17 protein-coding genes are annotated in these 20720 nt (G+C 62.1%); 9 read left to right on the forward strand and 8 right to left on the reverse strand.

Annotated elements, in window-relative coordinates; all coding sequences use genetic code 11:
- Positions 1-142 precede the first annotated feature (142 nt).
- Positions 143-2581 (reverse strand): Lon protease family protein, encoded by a 2439-nt coding sequence (locus HU736_RS13790; protein WP_103436004.1) that lies wholly within the window; start codon positions 2579-2581, stop codon positions 143-145.
- Positions 2582-2836: 255 nt separating this feature from the next.
- Here HU736_RS13790 and HU736_RS13795 point away from each other — a divergent pair, with 255 nt between their 5' ends.
- The 4 genes from HU736_RS13795 to HU736_RS13810 all read left to right on the forward strand — a co-directional run bounded on the left by HU736_RS13795 (position 2837) and on the right by HU736_RS13810 (position 6313).
- Positions 2837-3325: a DUF3015 domain-containing protein gene (locus tag HU736_RS13795; protein WP_103436003.1), complete on the forward strand. Its 489-nt coding sequence runs from the start codon at positions 2837-2839 to the stop codon at positions 3323-3325.
- 75 nt (positions 3326-3400) lie between these two features.
- Positions 3401-5254, forward strand: coding sequence for an Lnb N-terminal periplasmic domain-containing protein (locus tag HU736_RS13800; protein ID WP_103436002.1), 1854 nt, complete (start codon positions 3401-3403; stop codon positions 5252-5254).
- A gap of 133 nt (positions 5255-5387) precedes the next feature.
- Positions 5388-5744: a hypothetical protein gene (locus HU736_RS13805; protein ID WP_186701376.1), complete on the forward strand. Its 357-nt coding sequence runs from the start codon at positions 5388-5390 to the stop codon at positions 5742-5744.
- A gap of 68 nt (positions 5745-5812) precedes the next feature.
- Positions 5813-6313, forward strand: coding sequence for a GreA/GreB family elongation factor (locus tag HU736_RS13810; RefSeq protein ID WP_186701375.1), 501 nt, complete (start codon positions 5813-5815; stop codon positions 6311-6313).
- 149 nt (positions 6314-6462) lie between these two features.
- Here HU736_RS13810 and gdhA read toward each other — a convergent pair whose 3' ends face one another.
- The 3 genes from gdhA to HU736_RS13825 all read right to left on the reverse strand — a co-directional run bounded on the left by gdhA (position 6463) and on the right by HU736_RS13825 (position 10332).
- Complete coding sequence (gene gdhA, locus HU736_RS13815) at positions 6463-7803, reverse strand: NADP-specific glutamate dehydrogenase (RefSeq protein WP_186701374.1); 1341 nt, start codon at positions 7801-7803, stop codon at positions 6463-6465.
- 232 nt (positions 7804-8035) lie between these two features.
- Entirely contained in the window at positions 8036-9703 is a 1668-nt protein-coding gene (gene ettA, locus HU736_RS13820; protein ID WP_103435998.1) for an energy-dependent translational throttle protein EttA, read from the reverse strand.
- A gap of 206 nt (positions 9704-9909) precedes the next feature.
- Positions 9910-10332, reverse strand: coding sequence for a hypothetical protein (locus HU736_RS13825; protein WP_186701373.1), 423 nt, complete (start codon positions 10330-10332; stop codon positions 9910-9912).
- A gap of 249 nt (positions 10333-10581) precedes the next feature.
- Here HU736_RS13825 and HU736_RS13830 point away from each other — a divergent pair, with 249 nt between their 5' ends.
- Positions 10582-14412: a sensor domain-containing protein gene (locus tag HU736_RS13830; protein ID WP_186701372.1), complete on the forward strand. Its 3831-nt coding sequence runs from the start codon at positions 10582-10584 to the stop codon at positions 14410-14412.
- Between the two features lie 136 nt (positions 14413-14548).
- Complete coding sequence (gene glyA, locus HU736_RS13835) at positions 14549-15802, forward strand: serine hydroxymethyltransferase (protein WP_101316367.1); 1254 nt, start codon at positions 14549-14551, stop codon at positions 15800-15802.
- Positions 15803-15911: 109 nt separating this feature from the next.
- On the opposite strand, the gene HU736_RS13840 is transcribed toward glyA, so the two are convergent.
- The 3 genes from HU736_RS13840 to HU736_RS13850 all read right to left on the reverse strand — a co-directional run bounded on the left by HU736_RS13840 (position 15912) and on the right by HU736_RS13850 (position 18075).
- Entirely contained in the window at positions 15912-16817 is a 906-nt protein-coding gene (locus HU736_RS13840) for an alpha/beta fold hydrolase (protein ID WP_186701371.1), read from the reverse strand.
- Positions 16818-17012: 195 nt separating this feature from the next.
- Positions 17013-17699 (reverse strand): LrgB family protein, encoded by a 687-nt coding sequence (locus HU736_RS13845; protein WP_186701370.1) that lies wholly within the window; start codon positions 17697-17699, stop codon positions 17013-17015.
- Positions 17689-18075: a CidA/LrgA family protein gene (locus HU736_RS13850; RefSeq protein WP_186701369.1), complete on the reverse strand. Its 387-nt coding sequence runs from the start codon at positions 18073-18075 to the stop codon at positions 17689-17691. The genes HU736_RS13845 and HU736_RS13850 overlap by 11 nt, the downstream gene beginning before the upstream one ends.
- A 97-nt stretch (positions 18076-18172) precedes the next feature.
- Between HU736_RS13850 and HU736_RS13855 the strand changes: the two genes are divergently transcribed.
- Positions 18173-19051 (forward strand): LysR family transcriptional regulator, encoded by an 879-nt coding sequence (locus HU736_RS13855; RefSeq protein ID WP_103435992.1) that lies wholly within the window; start codon positions 18173-18175, stop codon positions 19049-19051.
- Here the strand turns inward: HU736_RS13855 and HU736_RS13860 are convergent.
- On the reverse strand, positions 19048-19503 hold the full coding sequence (locus HU736_RS13860) for a flavodoxin (protein ID WP_186701368.1): 456 nt from the start codon (positions 19501-19503) through the stop codon (positions 19048-19050). The two genes, HU736_RS13855 and HU736_RS13860, sit on opposite strands and share 4 nt — an antisense overlap.
- Positions 19504-19610: 107 nt before the next feature.
- Here HU736_RS13860 and HU736_RS13865 point away from each other — a divergent pair, with 107 nt between their 5' ends.
- Together HU736_RS13865 and HU736_RS13870 are read left to right on the forward strand one after the other, a co-directional pair.
- Entirely contained in the window at positions 19611-20048 is a 438-nt protein-coding gene (locus HU736_RS13865) for a PAS domain-containing protein (protein WP_103435990.1), read from the forward strand.
- Between the two features lie 65 nt (positions 20049-20113).
- Positions 20114-20719 (forward strand): hypothetical protein, encoded by a 606-nt coding sequence (locus tag HU736_RS13870; protein ID WP_103438692.1) that lies wholly within the window; start codon positions 20114-20116, stop codon positions 20717-20719.
- Position 20720 lies beyond the last annotated feature (1 nt).

Genomic DNA, 20720 nt, shown 5'->3' on the forward strand with positions numbered 1-20720 from the left:
AACCATTTCAGCCAATCACTGCAGGCTGTTTCCATCCTGAACGCTGTTGCTCTCCCTAAGTTCCAGCATAGAAGATCAACGGAAAAAGATGGAAAACCGGCGCCGAACGGTAGCACATTGCCGCCAGCGCCGTTTTTTTGACTTACGCCGGTTTAGCTTGAGCGATCATCTCCTCCATACGCTCCTTCTCAGCGTCTTTGATGTCTTCCTCGCTGATCATTTCGGCAATCTCGCTGAGCCGCTCGACCACTCGGGCGTTGACACTGCCCTCGGGGAATTCACCGTTCTCATCTGGCGTACCGGCATCCGTGCCGACCAGCAGGCTCAACGCTTCGTCCGCCTGGCTGACCGCGTAGACGTTGAACTGACCCGCCTCCACTGCCTGCAACACACGCTCATCGAGCATCAACGTGGCGACGTTGGCGCGCGGGATGATCACCCCTTGCTCGCCGGTCAGGCCGCGCGCTTCGCACAGGCGGAAAAAGCCCTCGATCTTCTCGTTGACCCCGCCAACCGCCTGCACCTCGCCAAACTGGTTGATCGAGCCGGTGATGGCGAAACACTGTTTGAGCGGCGTGCGCGACAGCGCCGAGATCAGCGTACAGGCCTCGCCCAGCGACGCGCTGTCGCCATCGACATAGCCGTAGGACTGCTCAAGGGCGATGCTCGCCGAGATCGCCAGAGGGAATTCCTGGGCGTACCGGCTGCCCAGATACCCGGTTAGGATCATCACCCCCTTGGAGTGGATCGGCTGGCCCAGATTGACCTCACGCTCGATGTCGACGATACCGCTACCACCCGGATACACCGTGGCCGAGATCCGCGCCGGCATACCGAACGCCGAATCACCCACCTCGAGCACGGTCAGCCCGTTGCACTTGCCGATCGCCGCACCTTCTGTGTCGATCAGGATGATCCCGGCCAGCATGTCATCAAGCACCCGCTGCGAGACGCGCCCGGTACGAGTCGCCTTGGCTTTCAGGGCTCGTTCGATGTGCCCGGCATCAGTCATTTCGCCGTTGGCCAACTGACGGATGAAGTCCGCCTCACTGACCAACTGGAACAGGTCGCCGATGCGTGCCGAGAGGCGTGACTGGTTTTCTGCCAGGCGAGCGCTGTAGGTGGCCAGACGCGCAACTGCGTCGCTGGTCAACGGCGCCATGCCCTCTTCGTTGGTGCGGGTACGCAGCAACTGGGCGAACTGCTCAAGGTTCTCGTCGACCATGGGCATGTCTTCGTCGAAATCGACCAGCACCCGGAACATCTCCTGGAAGTCCGAATCATGGTCTTGCAGCGCGTAGTACAGCTGACGCGAGCCAATGATCACCAGCTTGACGTTGAGCGGGATCATCTGCGGCGCGAGGCTGACCGTGGCTACGCGGCCCAGCTCACCCAGCGGCGATTCCATCTTCAGCTTGCGCGACTGCAACGCACGCTTGAGGCCGTCCCAGACGTACGGCTCGCCGAGCATCTTCTCTGCTTCAAGGATCAGGAAGCCGCCATTGGCCCGGTGCAAGGCACCTGGACGCAGCTGGCGGTAGGAGGTGTACAGCGCGCCCTGGTCGGTGCTGTATTCAATGCGACCGAACAGGTTGTCGTAGGTCGGGTGCGGCTCGAACACCACCGGCGCGCCGCCGCTGTTGGGGTGACCGACCATCAGGCTTGGCGCGTAATATTCTTCGAGCATCTTGCGCGCGACCGGGTCGGCCTTGGCGTCATCGACCAGTTCTTCAACCACGGTGCGCAGCAGGTTCAACTGCACCGACTGCAGATAGGCGCAGACTGCTGCGTTTTCAGCGTATTTTTCCGACAGCGGTGCCAACAGCGGCTGCAGTGCTAGGGTGATGGTTTCTTCGTTGAGCTGGCGCAGTTGGTTGTTCGACTCACGCTTCCATTGCGGCAGGCTGGCAAGCTCTTCGTTGAGACGCTCTTCAAGCTGCGAGATGTCGTCGTGGAAGCGCTCGCGCACTTCGTCCGGCAACTGGGCAAACTCCGCTTCGTCCAGCGCCTTGCCGTCGCTCATCGGCGTGAAGGCAACGTTGCTGGCGTCGCGGTACAGGGCCACGTCCTTTTCCAGCGAGGCGCGTTCGATAACGTCCAGGGCACGGTCGTAGCGCTGGTTGAAGGCGCGGTCGATGGCGCTTTTTTTCTGCTGGTAGGACGGGTGCTCGAACACTGCCGGGAAGGTCGCCAGCAGGTTGTCGATCAAACCGTTCATGTCACTGATGAACTCGCCGGCTGTTCCCGACGGCAGCTCCAGCGCACGCGGCTCGCGCATGTCCTCGAAGTTGTTGACGTAGACCCAGTCAGCCGGCGTCTTCTGGCGCTTGCCCTCAGCGCGCAGGTAGCGTTTGACGAAAGAGAAGCGACCGGTACCCGGCTCGCCCATGACAAACACGTTGTAACCAGGGCGCGGCATGGCCACACCGAATTGCAGGGCCTCGACAGCACGTTCCTGGCCCAGAACGCCGCGAAACGGTTCCAGATCGTCAGTATTGGTGAAAGCAAACTGTTCGGGAGAAAAACGCCGGGTCAGGGCTTCAGGCGCAAGACGCAGGCGCGCAGCGACAGGATCGGGCATTGGGTTTCCTTACTTCGGCGGGGCGATGAAAGCATTCTGGCGCTGCCTGACCGCACGTTGCAAGGCTCACCGGGACTTTATGTCGCAGCCAACCTCTGGCAATTACTCATGCAATTTTTTGTAATAAGCCACGCAACCTTTGGATCATGCCTAAACTCCAACATTGCGCGGGGTAGCATTATGCTGTTCCGAGCTGGCAAGGAATTGCCAGAACCCCTGACCATTGGTAAGTCTACTAAGAAAGAGAACGAAGCTATGAAACGGATTCTTCTGGGTACTCTGTTCACCGCAATCTCGATCAACGCCATGGCAGACGCGCCTGGTGGCCCGAACTGCGGCTGGGGCAACATGCTGTTCGAAGGCCAGCGCGGGACTCCTGCTCACTTCCTGGCTTCCACCACCAACGGTACTTCCGGCAACGCCACCTTCGGCATGACCTCGGGCACCAACGGTTGCTCGACCAAGGCTTCGCTGACCTACGGCGGCAAGTCCTGGTTCGCCATGAACGGCATGATGAACGAGCTTTCCGAAGACATGGCGCAAGGCCAGGGCGAAGCTCTGACCACCTACGCCGTGGTTCTCGGCGTTGCACCTGAAGATCGCGCGCACTTCGCCGCGGTTACCCACCAGCACTTCGGCGAGATCTTCAACAGCGCCGATGCCACTGCTGAAACCGTGCACAACAACACCCTCGCGGTGCTCAAAAGCGACCCGCAACTGGCCAAGTACGCTACCGAGGCTTGAGTCCGGCCCTTCCCGCCCCTCACCGGGGCGGGACTGGCATCATCATCGGCATCCTTCAAGAAGTAGTTGCCCGACATGCTCAAACGCCTTGCCCTTCTGGCTCTGCTTGGCAGCGCCCAGCTCAACGCTGCACCCCACGTAGACCCTGCGCGCCTGCAACAGCTGGCGGCCACGCCCTACTGGATTGCCCTCGGCCACTACGAGACCGGCAAACTGGGCGGTTGGCGCAGTTATGTCGACGATGCCAAATTCTTCCTCGCCGAAGACGGCGGGCACCATCCCGACCGCGAACTGGCGGCCACGGTACAAGCGTTGTACGCGCCGGCCAGCCTCGGCGACAAGCACGCCCAATGCGTCTACCCCGCGCGCACCCGCTGGCTGCGCGAGCAACTCGATCTGCAAGACCTGCCGCAGCCCGACTGCGCCGAATTCCGCCAGTGGTATCAGTCGGTAGACCCGCACAGCGCAGTACTGATATTCCCCGCGGCTTACCTGAACAGCCCGTCGTCGATGTTCGGCCATACCCTGCTGCGTATCGACCAGGCCAAGACCCGCGACGACGACACCACCCTGCTCAGCTACGCGATCAACTTCGGTGCCTACATCGAAGGCAGTGACAACAGCATTCTATATGCCTGGAAAGGCCTGGCAGGCGGCTACCCCGGGTTATTCGCCCTGATGCCGTACCAGGAGAAGTTGTCCGAGTATCGCAGCCTGGAAAACCGCGACCTGTGGGAGTACCAGCTGGACCTGACGCCGACCGAGACCGGGCGCATGGTCGAACACGTGTGGGAACTCAAACAGGTCCAGTTCGACTATTTCTTCTTTGACGAAAACTGCTCGTATCGCCTGCTCGAACTGCTGCAAGTCGCCCGCCCCGGGCTGGATCTGACCTCGCAGTTCCCGCTGACCGCGATCCCTACCGACACGGTCAAGGCAGTCAAGCAATCCGGTCTGGTTTCCAGTGTTCGCTACCGGCCCTCGCGTGAACGTGAACTGCTGGCCCGCGCAGATTCGCTCGATCATCAGGAAAAACAGCAGGTGCTGGCCATCAGCGCCAACACCGCGCAGCTGCAGAGCGCCGAATTCAACGCACTGCCCAAGCCGCGTCAGGCCTTGGTCCAGGATGCCGCCTACCGCCTGGAGCGCTATCGCGCCAACGGCCAGGAACGCGACCCGGCTCAGGCCAAGCGCAGTTTCGAGCTGCTACAGGCAATCAACCGCAATCCACCTGAGCCACTCGAAGTAGAACGCCCGGGCCTGCCTGAAAACGGCCACCAGTCGCGCACCTGGCAGGTTGGCGTAGGCACCCGTGAGGACCGTGCCTTTGCCGAGTACGGCCTGCGCATGGCCTACCACGACCTCAACGACAACGCGTACGGCTTCCCGCTCGGCGCGCAGATCGAGATTCTCCAACTCAAGCTGCGCCAGTACGAAGGCAACGATTGGCAGGTACAGCAACTCGACCTCGCCACCATCCGCTCCCTGACGCCGCGCAACGAGCTGCTCAAACCGCTGTCGTGGCAGGTTGCCGGTGGCCTTGAGCGGGTACCGGGCAAGCATGACGATGAAGTGCTGGTCAGCCACGTCAACGGCGGCGCCGGCGGCACCTGGCAGTTGGCCGACGGCTTGCTCGGCTTTGCCTTGGGCACGGTACGGGTCGAACACCACAACGACTTTGCCGAGTTCATCAGCCCGGCTGCAGGCTTCAATGGTGGCCTGCTCTGGCGCAACGGGCTGGGAAACATGACCGTCGAAGCCAAGGGCGATTACTTCACCAACGGCGAAGTGCGCCGCAGCCTCAGCCTCAATCAGCAGTGGGAAATCAGCCAGGACCTGGGCCTGCGCCTGAGCGCCAAGCGTGAGTACAGTCACCTGGCCACTGCGCAAAACGAGGTGATGCTCGAGTTGAAGTGGTACCACTACTGATGCAGCCGGCCCCGGTCTGAGCGCACAGGGTTGCGTTCAGGCCGGGTTTGGCCGTACAGCAATCCAACATTGTTTTGACATCAGCGCGACAATCCGGCGCCTAGACTTTCTCTATAACGTGGAGGTCTGGCACATGTCGCGGTACTGGCTTGGAATCGGAATAGCATTGTTGCTCACGGGCTGCCAGTCAGCTCACGAGCAGATGATCGAGCACGGCTATCCGCCCGCCTACGCCGATGGTTACGGCGACGGCTGCAGCAGCGGCCGCCAGGCGGCGGGCTTGATGGTCGGGGACTTTCGCAAGAACGTGCCGCGCTATCTAGCCGAGCGCCAGTATGAAGCCGGCTGGGACGATGGCTTTCGGCAGTGCCAGAGCATGCAGGCCAATCAGGATTTGCGTGACTACCGCGAACACTACTGGAACGAGCGTGACCGCGACTGGCAGCAGGAAAAGGATCGCGACACCGCGCGGGCCTACCGTCATAACTAGGCCCCGAACTGGCTTGCACTGAAACGACCAGCCTTTGGCAGAGGTCTCATGCCTGAGGAGGGCCGAGCATGAGCCGAGCATTTGTCAACGAAGACCACGCCGCCGCCCAGGCCGAACAGCCGGTTGAACGGCGGGTCAGCGAGCAACCCAACTACGTCACCGCTGCTGGCCTGCGCTTGCTGCAGCAGCGCGTGGCCGCGCTGAATGCCCAGCGAGAGCAACTGCTGGCAGAGGGTGAGCGTGCCGACAAGCAGCAGGTGGCAAACACCGAAAGCGAACTGCGTTACTTCGCCGCGCGCGTGCAGAGCGCACAAGTGGTGCCACCGGCAACCTCCGAGCAGAAGGTGCAGATTGGCAGCTGCGTGATGTTTATCGATGAGGATGAGCAAGAACACAGCGTGCAGTTGGTCGGCGAGGATCAGGCAGACGCCAGGCAAGGCCTGATCAACTGGGGTTCGCCATTGGGGCGCGCATTACTGGGCGCGGCGCCGGGGGATGAAGTCCTGTGGCGGCGCCCGGCCGGGGACCAGATGATCGTTATTACCGCCATAACGCCGGACGCTGTGTAGGAGCGGCCTTGCCGGGGCGCCGGACCGGTCGGAAAGGGTCGCGTAGCGGCCCCGGGATCTACACAACGCCGCTGAATTGCTGGGCCCGCTGTGCGGGCCTTTCCGACCGGTCCGGCGCCCCGGCAAGGCAGCTCCAACACAAGCGTATGTCAGACCACGCCTTGCGCCAGCATCGCGTCAGCGACTTTGACGAAGCCGGCGATGTTGGCGCCTTTGACGTAGTTGACCTTACCGTCGGCTTCTTCGCCGTAATACACGCAAGCATGGTGGATCGATTGCATGATGTTGTGCAGCTTGCTGTCCACCTCACCCGCGGTCCAAAGCAGGCGCATGGCATTCTGCGACATTTCCAGGCCGCTGACGGCAACGCCGCCGGCGTTCGAAGCCTTACCCGGGGCATACAGAATGCCCGCGTCGATGAAGATATCCACAGCCTCGAGCGTGGTCGGCATGTTGGCGCCTTCTGCCACACAGATACAGCCGTTGCGCAGCAGAGTCTGCGCGTCTTCGGCGCCCAGCTCATTCTGAGTAGCACATGGCAGGGCGATGTCGCAGGCCAGGGTCCATGGCGTCTGCCCCTTGCGGAACTCCAGGCCGAACTGGCTGGCCAGCTCGCTGATACGCCCACGCTTGACGTTTTTCAGCTCCATCAATGCATCCCACTGGGCATCGTTCAGGCCGGCTTCGCAGTACAGCGTGCCTTCGGAGTCGGACAGCGAGATGACCTTGCCGCCCAGATCCATGACCTTGCGCGCTGCATACTGAGCCACGTTGCCGGAGCCGGAGATGGCCACCCGGCGACCGTCGATACGCAGGCCCTGACGCTTGAGCATTTCTTCAGCGAAGTACACGCAGCCGTAGCCGGTCGCTTCCGGGCGGATCAGGCTGCCGCCGTAGGTCATGCCTTTGCCGGTCAGTACCGAGGTGAACTGGTTGGCCAGGCGCTTGTACTGGCCGAACATGAAGCCGATCTCGCGTGCACCAACGCCGATATCACCGGCCGGCACGTCGCAATCAGCACCAATGTGGCGGTACAGCTCGCTCATGAAGGCCTGGCAGAAGCGCATCACTTCAGCGTCGCTCTTGCCCTTTGGATCGAAGTCCGAGCCGCCCTTGCCGCCGCCCATGGGCAGCGAGGTCAGCGAGTTCTTGAAGGTCTGCTCGAAGGCGAGGAACTTGAGCACACTGAGGTTGACCGAGCGATGGAAGCGCAAGCCGCCTTTGTAGGGGCCGATGGCGCTGTTCATCTGGATGCGGTAGCCGCGGTTGACCTGGACCTTGCCCTGATCATCGACCCAGGAGACACGGAACAGAATCGCGCGCTCAGGCTCGACGATACGCTCGAGAATGCCGGCTTGCAGGTAGTGGGGGTTGGCCTCGAGGAAGGGCCAAAGCGTACGCAGGACCTCTTCCACCGCCTGGTGGAATTCGGGTTGGCCTGGGTCACGTTGCTGCAGGCGCGCGAGGAAATCGTCGACGGATTCGATCATGCTAGACATCTCACCAAGAGAGGGTTGGACTTATATTTTTTCCCGACTCTATCAAGAACCGCTCGCACTGCAACAGGGCGAAATGTCGTTTTTTTGAAATAAATTGGTGCGTTTTATATAAATGTATACAAAGGACCACACGGAATGCTCGTGAAAGCAGCCTGACCGGCGCTCAGGCAGGCACAAAAAAGGGGCCCCACAGGGCCCCAATCTTGTGCAGCGGATGAAGCTGTTACTGCGCCAGCTTCTTGTGGCGAACACGGTGCGGCTGGGCCGCTGCATCGCCGAGGCGTTTCTTGCGATCAGCTTCGTACTCGGTGTAGTTACCTTCGAAGAACAGCACGTTGGAGTCGTCTTCGTAGGCGAGGATGTGCGTGGCGACACGGTCCAGGAACCACCGATCGTGAGAGATCACGATGGCTGCGCCTGGGAAGTCGAGCAGTGCTTCCTCCAGCGAACGCAGGGTTTCGACGTCGAGGTCGTTGGACGGTTCGTCGAGCAGCAGGACGTTGCCGCCTTCTTTCAAGGTCAGCGCCAGGTGCAGACGGCCACGCTCACCACCGGACAGGTCCTTGACGAACTTCTGCTGATCCCCGCCCTTGAAGTTGAAGCGGCCAACATAGGTACGCGCCGGGATCTCATAGTTGCCGATGCGGATCTGGTCGGAGCCGTCGGAAATCTGCTGGAATACCGACTTGCTGCCGTCGAGGTCCTCGCGGCTCTGGTCAACACAGGCCAGCTGCACGGTTTCGCCGATCTCGATGGTGCCCGAGTCCGGTTGCTCTTTGCCCATCAGCATGCGGAACAGGGTCGACTTACCGGCACCGTTGCCGCCGATCACGCCAACGATGGCGCCTTTAGGCATGGCGAATGAGAGGTTCTCGATCAGCACGCGATCGCCATAGCTCTTGCTGACGTTCTTGAACTCGATGACCTTGTCGCCCAGACGTGGACCGGCCGGGATATAGATCTCGTTGGTCTCGCTGCGCTTCTGGAATTCCTGCGATTGCATTTCTTCGAAGCGTGCCAGACGGGCCTTGGACTTCGACTGGCGGGCCTTGGCGCCTTTGCGCACCCACTCCAGTTCTTCCTTCATGGCTTTTTCGTGAGCGCTCTGCTGCTTGGACTCTTGCGCCAGACGGTCCGACTTGGCTTCCAGCCAGCCCGAATAGTTGCCTTCGTACGGGATACCGGCGCCGCGGTCGAGCTCGAGGATCCAGCCGGCAACGTTGTCGAGGAAGTACCGGTCGTGGGTAATCGCGACCACGGTGCCCGGGAAGTCGTGCAGGAAGCGCTCGAGCCAGGCCACCGAATCAGCATCCAGGTGGTTGGTTGGTTCGTCGAGCAGGAGCATGTCGGGGGCCGACAGCAGCAGGCGGCACAGGGCGACGCGGCGTTTTTCACCACCGGAGAGGTGCTCGACCTTCGCATCCCATGCCGGCAGACGCAGGGCATCGGCGGCGACTTCGAGCTGACGCTCGAGGTTGTGGCCGTCGGCGGCCTGCAGGATCGATTCGAGCTTGGCCTGCTCGGCAGCCAGCTTGTCGAAGTCGGCATCCGGTTCGGCGTAGGCAGCGTAGACCTCGTCCAGGCGCGCCTGGGCGTCCTTGATCACGCTCACCGCTTCCTCGACCACTTCACGCACGGTCTTGGTTGGGTCCAGCTGCGGCTCCTGAGGCAGGTAGCCGACGTTCAGTTCAGGCATCGGACGGGCTTCACCGTCGAACTCTTTGTCGACCCCAGCCATGATCTTCAGCAAAGTCGATTTGCCCGAACCGTTGAGGCCGAGCACGCCGATCTTGGCGCCAGGGAAGAACGACAGCGAAATGTTCTTCAGGATTTCGCGCTTCGGCGGCACGACCTTGCTCAGCCGATGCATGGTGTAGACGTATTGAGCCAAAACCAAGCCCTCTATAGATAGGTGAAGACATCCGAACTACCCGGCTGATGCCAGGGGGATGTGCTTACAGGGTGTCAGTGAACAAAGGCGACCATTCTACGCCAACTGTGGGCGTTGGCCAGATGTCAGGGGTGCGGCCTTCGCGGGTGAACCCCCACAGGGACCGCGCCGCGCAGCCCCAATCACACAGCTGTCAAGCCAGCAGCTCAACCACGCCGCTGCTTGGCCTGCTTGCCTCGCGGCGGGCGGTTGCCGGCCTGCTTGACCAGCTGCGCCGCCCAGGCGGCCTTGGCATTGAAGCTGGCCGCAGGCGCTGGCTGGCTCGACACTGGCTGCTTGAGCACAGACGCCAGCGCAGGGTTGACCTGCGGCGTGGCTACCGAAGGAGCCGAGGCAGGCAATACCACCGAGGCGACCGCAAAATCAGGCTCACTGGCAGCCTTGGCCGACTTGCGCAGCTCAGCCAGCGACGGGCTCTTGCGCACCACTGCCGCGTCGGCATCAGGTTTGACCAGCGAGCGCTGGCAGGATTTACACGAAACAGCATCGGCCACACCGGTGCTGACCAGGGTCTGGCTGCTGCGCCCGCAGGCGGAATCAAGGCCGTTGAGGGAATAGTGGGTAACCAAAACCGTACATCTCCAGAAGCGTAAACAGTCAAGCGGCGGGCATTCTCGCACAGCCAGCCCGAGGTTGCCGAACCGGACCCGATCACCCCGTCGGCAATGCGCTGGAAGCAGGGCTGGCACTTCGCCACAATTGCAGGCATGCTAGCCGCCTTCATGTGTCCACAACTATAAGTGCGCGCCACCCCAGGCTCAGGCACGACCCATGCATGTTGCGCCCCTGCCGTCGCCGCCCAATTGCAGGACCATCGCTTGACCAATCTCAACCAACCGCCCGTTTTGCGCCCTGCTCCCACTTCGAGTAGTGTATCCCTGCGCGGCTCGCTCAAAGGCGCGCTGGCCATGCTTGCGCTGGTTTTGCTGGGTTTGCTGTTGTGGCAGCTGTTTGCGCAGTTCCGCCATACCCAGGCTGACATGCGCGAACACACGGTTGTCGCCAGCGCCAAATTGGCCGATAACCTCAACCTGAATCTGGCGCTCAAAGCTCAGCAAGCGCTGAACCTGGTCCAGCCCTACGTCAAAGCGCCGACGCCTGAAGCATTGCCGTCGCTGCTGCAAACCCTGCAGGCGCGCCTGCCTAGCCTGCGCCATGTGGCTTGGTTGAACCAGAATGGCCAGGTCGTGGCCGACAGCCTGGTCGGCAGCCCTGACCGCCAGTTGATTGACGAGTTGCTGCAATTGAATCGCGGCCGCAGCCATTTCTTTGCCAATGCTGCGGACAACGGCATGATCTATCTGCTGCTGCGCCAAACGCCGGAACAAGGCGTCGGTTATTGGCTGCTGCGTCTGAGCCCTGACTATTACCCGGCGCTGACCGAGCATCTGGACGGCCCTGGCCACCCGCTCTGGCTGCTGGAAAGCAGCCGCGACGGTGCGGTGCTGGAGCGCCATGAGTCCGCCGTTTCCAGTGGTGAACCGCTACAAAGCGTGATGCTTGCCTTCCTCGATAACAGTAGCTGGCAACTGCGCGGCCTGTATGACGAAGGCCTGACTCGCCAGCAACTGCTGCTGCCAATGCTGGGCAAGTGCCTGTTGGTGGTGATCTGTGCGTTGCTGCCGTTGCTGGCACTGACCAACATGCGCCGGCGCCAGCGCGCGCTGCAGGAAGACCGCCGCCGCTATCACGAGATTTTCGAAGGCACCGGGGTTGCCCTGTGCGTGCTCGACCTGTCGAGCCTGCCCGGTCAGCTCGATCGCTATCACCTGCGCAACCTGGGTGCACTGAGGCAGAGCCTGGCGCTGGAGCCAAACCTGCGCCGCTCGTTGCTGCAGGAGCTGAAAATCACCGAGATCAACCAGGTGGCGCGCCAGTTGCTCAGTGTCGAATGCCACGAAGGCGCCTGGCAGCGCCTGATCGAGGCGTCCGGGCATGGCCGCGAGAGCGTCGGCATGCAGTTGATCGACGCCCTGATCGAGCAGCGCAGCGTGCTTGAACTGGAAGTCTGCCTGCCGGCGCCACTGGGAGGCGACCTGCACCTGTGGCTGATGGTGCGTCTGCCACAGCAACGCCGCGATTATCAGGCGGTGATCCTCAGCATCAGTGATATCACCAGCCGCAAGCAGGTCGAGTTGTCGCTGCTGGAGCGCGAAAGCTTCTGGTCGGACGTGGTCCGTACCGTGCCCGATCAGCTTTACGTGCAGGACGTGGCCAGCCAGCGGATGATCTTCAGCAACCGGCATCTGGGCCAGACCCTGGGCTACGACCGCGCCGAGCTGGCACAGATGGGCGAGCGCTTCTGGGAGCTGTTGCTGCACCCCGAAGACGCCGCGCACTATCGCAGCCAGCTGCAGTTGCAACGCGACAGCGGCCACCGCGAGGCGCTGCACTGCCAGTTGCGCTTCCGCCACCATGACGGCGGCTGGCGCTGCTATGACATCCGCGAGCAGGTGCTGACCCGCGACAACGATGGCCAGGTCACGCGCATCGTCGGCGTCGGCAAGGATGTCACCGTACAGATCGAGGCCAGCGCGTCGCTGCGTGACAGCGAGCAACGCTACCGCATGCTCGCCGAGAGCATCAGCGACGTGATCTTCTCCACCGACAGCCGCTTGCTGCTCAATTACGTCAGCCCGTCGGTGCGCGCGGTGCTCGGCTATGAGGCGGAGTGGATATTCGCCAATGGCTGGCAGTCGGTGGTCGCCAACCCGGCCCAGTTGAGCGGTGTCTACAGTTTGATGGAGCAGGTCAGCAAAGCGATCGATGACCGCGCGCAACTGGCCCTGCTGCGCACCGAGCTGCCGACCCAGCTGTTCCTGTTCGACTGCCTGCGCGCCGATGGCCGCAAGATCCCGATTGAGCTGCGCCTGGTGCTGGTGTGGGATGAGCACGAGCGCTTCGAGGGCATCCTTGGGGTCGGCCGCGACATCAGCCAGCAACGCCGTGCAGAAAAAGACCTGCGCATGGCGGCAACGGTATTCGAGCACTCGACCTCGGCGATTCTGATCACCGACCCGGCCGGCTACATCGTTCAGGCCAACGACGCCTTCAGCCGGGTCAGTGGTTATGCGGTCAGCGAAGTGCTCGACCAACTGCCACGCCTGCTCACCGTCGAGGACCAGCAGGAATCGCACCTGCGTTACGTGCTCAAGCAACTCAACCAGCGCGGCAGCTGGGAGGGCGAAGTCTGGCTCAAACGCCGTGACGGCGAGCATTACCCGGCCTGGGTCGGCATCACCGCGGTGCTCGACGACGAGGGCGACCTGGCCAGCTACGTGTGCTTCTTCACCGATATCAGTGAGCGCAAGGCCAGCGAACAGCGCATTCACCGCCTGGCCTATTACGACGCCCTGACCCACCTGCCCAACCGCACCTTGTTCCAGGACCGCCTGTACACGGCGCTGCAGCAGGCCGAGCGGCAGAAGTCGTGGGTGGTGCTGATGTTCCTCGACCTGGACCGCTTCAAGCCGATCAACGACTCGCTCGGCCACGCCGCCGGCGACCGCATGCTCAAGGACATGGCCCAGCGCCTGCTCGAGTGCGTCGATGACGACGACACCGTAGCGCGCATGGGCGGCGACGAATTCACCCTGCTGCTGCAGCCCCGCGCGAGCCGCGAGCAAGCCCTGAACCGCGCCATTCATGTTGCCGAGAGCATTCTTGGCAGCCTGGTGCGGCCGTTCGTACTGGAGAACCGCGAGTTCTTCGTCACCGCCAGTATCGGCATCGCCCTGAGCCCGCAGGATGGCAGCGAACTCAGCCAGCTGATGAAAAACGCCGACACCGCCATGTACCATGCCAAGGAGCGCGGCAAGAACAACTTCCAGTTCTACCAGACCGAGATGAACGCCAGTGCCCTCGAGCGCCTGGAACTGGAAAGCGATTTGCGCCATGCCCTCGAACAGAACGAATTCATCCTCTATTACCAGCCGCAATTCAGTGGCGACGGCAAACGCCTGACCGGCGCCGAAGCGCTGCTGCGCTGGCGCCATCCACGCCGCGGGCTGGTGCCGCCGGGCGATTTCATTCCGGTGCTGGAAGAGGTCGGGCTGGTGGTGGATGTCGGTGATTGGGTGTTGCGCGAGTCGTGCCGCCAGCTCAAGGCCTGGCATCTGGCCAAGGTGCGCGTACCGAAAGTGTCGGTGAACATCTCGGCGCGGCAGTTCTCCGACGGCCAGTTGGGCACGCGCATCGCGACCATTCTTGAAGAAACCGGGCTGCCGCCGGCGTGCCTGGAGCTGGAGCTGACCGAAAGCATCCTGATGCGCGAAGTGCATGAGGCCATGCAGATTCTCGACAGCCTGAAAAACCTTGGCCTGAGCATCGCCGTGGATGACTTCGGCACTGGCTACTCATCGCTCAACTACTTAAAGCAGTTCCCCATCGATGTGCTCAAAATCGACCGCACCTTCGTCGACGGCCTGCCCTCCGGCGAGCAAGACGCGCAGATCGCCAGGGCGATCATCGCCATGGCCCACAGCCTCAACCTGGCGGTGATCGCCGAGGGTGTCGAAACCCACGAGCAGCTGGAGTTTCTGCGCGAGCACGACTGCGACGAAGTGCAGGGCTACCTGTTCGGCCGGCCAATGCCGCCGCAGCAGTTCGAAGCGCAGTTCAGCAACGAGACGCTGTTCATGTTCCAGTGAGCCGAGCGGCATGTCCGCCCGGTCATTTTACGACGTGAATGGCATTGGTCTGCGACATGACGCCAGTTCATATGCCACGCCTCGGCCAATCGGTTAGAATGCACACCCAATTCAGCCCCGATCCTTGAGGACCGCCATGTTCAGCCGTGATTTGACCATTGCCAAGTACGACGCCGATCTCTTTGCCGCCATGGAGCAAGAAGCTCAGCGTCAGGAAGAGCATATCGAGCTGATCGCTTCGGAAAACTACACCAGCCCCGCGGTGATGGAAGCCCAAGGTTCGGTACTGACCAACAAGTACGCCGAAGGCTACCCAGGCAAGCGCTACTACGGCGGCTGTGAATACGTCGACGTGGTCGAGCAACTGGCTATCGATCGCGCCAAAGAGCTGTTCGGCGCCGATTACGCCAACGTCCAGCCGCATGCCGGCTCCCAGGCCAACGCTGCGGTCTACCTGGCCCTGCTGTCGGCCGGTGACACCATCCTGGGCATGAGCCTGGCTCACGGCGGTCACCTGACCCACGGCGCCAGCGTCAGCTCGTCGGGCAAGCTGTACAACGCCGTGCAGTACGGCATCGACGGCAATGGCCTGATCGACTACGACGAAGTCGAGCGCCTGGCTGTTGAACACAAGCCGAAAATGATCGTAGCCGGCTTCTCGGCCTACTCGCAGGTTCTCGACTTCCCGCGCTTCCGCGCCATCGCCGACAAGGTCGGTGCCTACCTGTTCGTCGACATGGCCCACGTTGCTGGCCTGGTTGCCGCTGGCGTGTACCCAAACCCGGTGCCGTTCGCCGACGTAGTCACCACCACCACCCACAAGACGCTGCGCGGTCCACGTGGCGGCCTGATCCTGGCCCGTGCCAACGCCGACATCGAGAAGAAACTCAACTCGGCAGTGTTCCCAGGCGCCCAGGGCGGCCCGCTCGAGCACGTCATCGCCGCCAAGGCGATCTGCTTCAAGGAAGCGCTGCAGCCTGAGTTCAAGGCTTACCAGCAGCAAGTGGTGAAAAACGCCCAGGCCATGGCCGAGGTGTTCATCGAGCGCGGCTTCGACGTGGTGTCCGGCGGTACTCAAAACCACCTGTTCCTGCTCTCGCTGATCAAGCAGGACATCTCCGGTAAAGATGCTGACGCTGCCCTGGGCAACGCTTTCATCACCGTCAACAAGAACTCGGTACCGAACGATCCACGTTCGCCGTTCGTCACCTCGGGCCTGCGCTTCGGCACCCCGGCTGTGACCACCCGCGGCTTCAAGGAAACCGAATGCCGCGAGCTGGCTGGCTGGATCTGCGACATCCTCGCCGACCTGAACAACCAGGCCGTGATCGACGCGGTACGTGAGAAGGTCAAGGCCATCTGCAAAAAGCTGCCGGTTTACGGCAACTGATCCACGCGTGATCCAGCCTGTCGCTTTTTGTTCTTGAAAACCAGGCTGCATGAAAAACCGATGTCAGTTCGCTGACATCGGTTTTTTGTTTTTCAGCCCGGCGGCCCCATCAACACCAGGCCACTTTCTGCGGTACAAAGCTCAACGGCTGCTCGCGAAAGCTCAGGTAATGGCGCAACACCTGCACCGGCGCTTCGATGTGCGGGTAATGACCAATGCCCTGCAACTGCACCGTATCGGCATCCACGACGAGCTGGCGGAAGGCGTTGACCATGTGGGCACCGCACAGTGGATCAACCGAGCCGTTGATCAGGCGCAAACGCACGCCATCACCCTGCAGCGCGCCGACCCAACGCTCACGCTGCTGGCGCCGTTCATGCACGTAGTTGATCAGCCGGTGGAGGATATGCGTGCCACGGTTGGCGGTGATCAGGCTCCAGCTGTCGTCCAGAGCGCTTTCGCTGGGGTGGGTGCAGGGCCCATAGATCTGGGTGACGGTACGCACCAGGTCATCCCGGCCGAACGAGCGGCCGATCAGCCAGCCAAGCGGGCTGAGCAACAGCTTCTGCACCAGCAGCAGCGGGCAACGCTCGGGGAACAGCGCGCTGTTGAGGAAGACACAGCTGGCGATGTTGCTGCGCTGCTCATAGTGCCGTGCGAGCAACTCTTGAGCGACGCTGCCGCCATAGTCGTGGGCGAGCAGGTGCACTGGCTCGTCGATGCCCAAGTGAGCAAGCAAGGCCTGCTGCAGATCGGCCTGCTCTATCAAACTGTAGCGATGGCCGAGCGGCTTGGCAGAGTCGCCAAAGCCGAGCATGTCGCAGGCCACTACGCGAAAGCGCTGGGTCAATGGGCCCCATAAATAGTGCCAGTCCCAACTGGCCGTGGGGAAACCGTGGAGAAGCAGCAGAGGCTCGCCTTGCCCTGCCGTCCAGTAGCGGATGCTCTGGCCCCGGAATGAGAAATCCTGACCCCGGGTACGCCAGACGCACAATGGAATTTCGGCCAAAGGCATCAGAGTTGTCCTGGAGTAGTAGCTTGGATCAAAGCTGCATGGGTCGAATACGGCAAGGCTGCGGTCATTGCATGTCACCTTGGCACTTACATGTGCTCTTTATGTTGCGTCCTGCACAGCATAGTCAGCGCCTCGATCGGCGGAACTCGCCTTGGCAGCCAGCTTGATGACCGTACAGGTCAGTGGCACGAACGGTCACAGCAACGCCGCCAGCAATGGCGCGGCGAACAGGTTGAGCAAGCCGGTCAGGACCATGACCAGGCCGGCAACCGAACCTTCTTCGCGGCCCACTTCCTGCGCCCGACTGACACCTGCGCCATGTGCGCCGACGCCAAACAGCGCGCCACGGGCCAGTGGCGTGCGCAACGGCAACCATCGCAGCAAGGTGCCGCCGAACAGCGCCCCGAGCACCCCGGTGAACATCACGAACACCGCAGTAAGCTCCGGCACGCCGCCCAGATCGTGGGCCAGCGGCATGGCAAACGGGGTGGTGATCGAGCGCGGCAGCAGCGACAGGCTGACTGCCTCGTCCAGCGCCAACAGGTGTGCCAGGCCCCAGGAGCTGCCGATCGACACGCAGCTGCCGGCCAGCATGCCCAGCAGCAACGCCGGCCAATGCCGCGCGAGCAACGCCCGTTGCTGCCAGATGGGCACGGCGAAGGCCACCGTCACCGGGCCAAGCACGGCCATCAGCCAATGGGTATTGCGCGCGTACTCGGCATAGGCGGTGTGCAGTGGCACGGCCACCGCCAGCAGCAAAGCCGGCACCAGGATCAGCGGCGACAGCAGGTAACGCCCGCTGCGCCGGTACAGCCAGCGGCTGCCTAGATAAGCGGCCAGTGTCAGCGCCAGCCAAAACAGCGGCATCGGCTCAAGGCTCATGTCGCAGGCTCCAGCGGCACACCAGCTCGACCGTCACGGCAGTGACCACCATTACCAGCAGCGTGCTCACCGCGATCACCAGGAGGATGCGCCAGCCTTCATCGCGCAGCAGGCTGCCGTAATCGAGCAGGCTCATCAGCGCCGGAATGAAGAACAACAGCATTTCGGCCATCAGCCAGCCCGCACCGGCCTGGAGCATGGCCGGTTTCAGCAGGCCGCTGGCGAACAGCATCAAGAGCAGGGCCAGGCCGAGCACACCACCCGGAATGGGCCAGCCAGACCAGGCTGCAAGCTGGCTGCCGAACAGAAACAAGGCAAACAGCACCGCCAGCTCGCAGATCAGCCGAGTGAGTTTTTTAAGCAATACAGCGTTCATCAATGGGCTCCTCGACAGGTGCCCATTGTAAATTTGCCGTGCCTAGGCCAGAAGCGAATTGTTAGACTGCCTGCCATTCCAAAAAGGAATTCAGGTGATGGAATTCAAGCAGCTACGCAGCTTTGTCGAAGTGGTTCATCGCGGTGGTTTTACCCAGGCCGCGCAGACGCTGAATATCAGCCAATCAGCGGTGAGCAAGCAGGTGGCTCAGCTGGAGGATGACATCGGCCAGCAACTGCTCGAACGGCAGGGCTCGCAGATGCACCTGACCGCCGCGGGGCGCATCGTACTTGAGCGCGGCGAAGCGCTGCTGCGCCAGCGCCAGGAGCTGTTGAGCGAGCTGGATGATTTGAGCCAGATGCACCGGGGCGAGCTGCGCCTGGGCCTGCCACTGCTGGGCAGTGATGCGCTGTTTGCCGGGCTGTTCGCCGAGTACCGGCGGCGCCACCCGAACATCGTCATTCATCTGCTCGAAGGCGGCAGCCGCACCATTGAGCAGGCGGTACGCAGCGGCGAGCTGGAGCTGGGCGGCAGCCTGACGCCGAATGACGATGGCTTCGCCTTTCAGCCCTTCTGCAACGAGCCGCTGGATGCCCTACTGCCCGCCGGACACGCCCTGGCAGGCTTGACCGAGGTTGACCTGGGCCAACTGGCCGAGACGCCGTTCTTGCTCTATCAGCGCAGTTTCGTCCTCAACGACCGCCTGCTCAGCGCCTGCCAGCAGCTGGGTTTCACCCCCAAGGAAGGCGGGCGCAGCGGTCAGGCGGACTTTCTCGCGGCACTGGTGGCAGCAGGCCAAGGCGTGGTGCTGCTGCCGCGGGTGGTTGCCCGCGCACTGGAGCGCCCTGGGGTGGTCCGTCTGCCATTACTGGCACCCGAGGCGCTGCGCTGGGACATTGCCTTTATCTGGCGCCGCGGCGCGTATCTGTCACGGGCAGCGCAAGCCTGGCTGGCATTGCTGCGCGAGCAAGCTTAGGCCTTCAGTGCGGCGGCCAGCTCGGCCAACCACAGCTCGGCGTCAGCCTCCGGGGTGACCGTTTCGCTGGCATCCAGACGCAGCATCGGCAGCACTTCGTGCACACCCAGTTCGGTAAACAGCTCGCGCATCTGCTCGCCGCCGCCGCAGTAGGTGTCGCCGTAGCTGGAGTCGCCCAGGCCGATCACCGCGCCGGGCAGGCCGCGCCATGCCGCTGGCAGGCTGTCGCGAATAGCGCAGAACAGCGGCATAAGGTTATCCGGCAGCTCACCCATGCCGGTAGTCGAGGTGACAGCCAGCAGGGCTTGCGGGGCAAAGCCTTCGATGTCGGCCAGGCTGGCCCGCGCCGCGTACCAGGCTTCAAGGCCAGCGGCTTTGAGCAACGCCTCGGCATGACGGGCAACTTCTTCGGCGGTGCCGTACACTGAACCGGAAATAATGACGACTTTCATCTGCGGGAGGATTCCGAAACTGAGTAAAAACGTAGGATACTAGCATCCTGCAATGGCAAAAGGCCGCTTGAGGCGTAAGTCGCCGCTATTCAATCTCTGGTCCGCACATGATCAACGCTCAACTGCTGCAATCGATGGTCGATGCCTCCAATGACGGCATCGTGGTCTGTGAACAGGAAGGTGACGACACCATCCTAATCTACGTGAACGCCGCCTTCGAGCGCCTGACCGGCTTCAGTCGCGACGAAATCCTCTATCAGGACTGCCGCTTTCTGCAGGGCAATGACCGCGACCAACTGGCCCGCGCACGCATCCGCAAGGCCATGCTCGACGGCAAACCGTGCCGCGAAGTGTTGCTCAACTACCGCAAGGACGGCAGCCGGTTCTGGAATGAGTTGTCTATCACGCCGGTGTACAACGAAGCCGACCAGCGCCGCTATTTCATTGGCATCCAGAAGGACGTCAGCCGCCAGGTCGAACTGCAGCGCAGCCTGGAACAATGCCAGGCGCAGCTCGCCGATCTGAAATCCGAGCTGCTTAAATGAACCAACCGCCGCCGCCGCTGTCCATCCTGTCACTGTTGAAAAAATCGCCACATTCGGATGCGACCATGCAAGCAGATACCCTGCTCACTCAGGCCGAGATGAGCTTCATCCAAGATTTGCAGCATTCGCCGCAGCTGAACTTGGCTGACCCTATGTCCGGTCTGCTGGTCAACGGCGATCGCCAGTTGCAGACCTTGCTGACGCGCCTTGCGGCCAGTGATCAGGTTACCTTGCAGGCGCATTTCAACAACCAGCAGATCAGCTTTCCGCTGCAACTGGTCGAAGACGAATTCCACGCCCTGCATCTGCAACTCGGCTCTCCGGAAATCTACGAAGACGGCCCGCAATTACGCCCGTGGCGCTTGTCACTCGAAGAACCCTCGGCGCTGCTTGAAAGCAAAGACAAACGCAGCAACCTGTGGGTCCGGGACATCTCGTTCAAGGGTGTGTTGCTTGAAGTGCGCGGCCTGAAACAGGCGCCCAAGCGCTTCGACCTGAGCTTTGCCCCTGACGGCATTGCGCCGATCGGCCTGCACGGCGTGCTGCGGCGGCGTATCGGTGCAAACCTAGCCGCGTACGACCTCAGCCGCAGCCCGGCAGAAGAGATCGAGCGCTTGCGCGAATACATCCTCCAGGCCCACCGCAGCGCCCATCCCGAACTGCACGCTTAAG

The organism is Pseudomonas shirazensis (assembly GCF_014268785.2).
Lineage (GTDB): Bacteria > Pseudomonadota > Gammaproteobacteria > Pseudomonadales > Pseudomonadaceae > Aquipseudomonas > Aquipseudomonas shirazensis.

Bases quoted from the DNA above. Each gene is read 5' to 3' on its own strand.
- glyA (WP_101316367.1), top strand. From the start codon at position 14,549: ATGTTCAGCCGTGATTTGACCATTGCCAAGTACGACGCCGATCTCTTT.
- HU736_RS13790 (WP_103436004.1), bottom strand. From the start codon at position 2,581: ATGCCCGATCCTGTCGCTGCGCGCCTGCGTCTTGCGCCTGAAGCCCTG.
- gdhA (WP_186701374.1), bottom strand. From the start codon at position 7,803: ATGATCGAATCCGTCGACGATTTCCTCGCGCGCCTGCAGCAACGTGAC.
- HU736_RS13795 (WP_103436003.1), top strand. From the start codon at position 2,837: ATGAAACGGATTCTTCTGGGTACTCTGTTCACCGCAATCTCGATCAAC.
- HU736_RS13845 (WP_186701370.1), bottom strand. From the start codon at position 17,699: ATGAGCCTTGAGCCGATGCCGCTGTTTTGGCTGGCGCTGACACTGGCC.
- HU736_RS13800 (WP_103436002.1), top strand. From the start codon at position 3,401: ATGCTCAAACGCCTTGCCCTTCTGGCTCTGCTTGGCAGCGCCCAGCTC.
- HU736_RS13865 (WP_103435990.1), top strand. From the start codon at position 19,611: ATGATCAACGCTCAACTGCTGCAATCGATGGTCGATGCCTCCAATGAC.
- HU736_RS13840 (WP_186701371.1), bottom strand. From the start codon at position 16,817: ATGCCTTTGGCCGAAATTCCATTGTGCGTCTGGCGTACCCGGGGTCAG.
- HU736_RS13870 (WP_103438692.1), top strand. From the start codon at position 20,114: ATGCAAGCAGATACCCTGCTCACTCAGGCCGAGATGAGCTTCATCCAA.
- HU736_RS13850 (WP_186701369.1), bottom strand. From the start codon at position 18,075: ATGAACGCTGTATTGCTTAAAAAACTCACTCGGCTGATCTGCGAGCTG.
- HU736_RS13810 (WP_186701375.1), top strand. From the start codon at position 5,813: ATGAGCCGAGCATTTGTCAACGAAGACCACGCCGCCGCCCAGGCCGAA.
- HU736_RS13805 (WP_186701376.1), top strand. From the start codon at position 5,388: ATGTCGCGGTACTGGCTTGGAATCGGAATAGCATTGTTGCTCACGGGC.
- HU736_RS13855 (WP_103435992.1), top strand. From the start codon at position 18,173: ATGGAATTCAAGCAGCTACGCAGCTTTGTCGAAGTGGTTCATCGCGGT.
- HU736_RS13860 (WP_186701368.1), bottom strand. From the start codon at position 19,503: ATGAAAGTCGTCATTATTTCCGGTTCAGTGTACGGCACCGCCGAAGAA.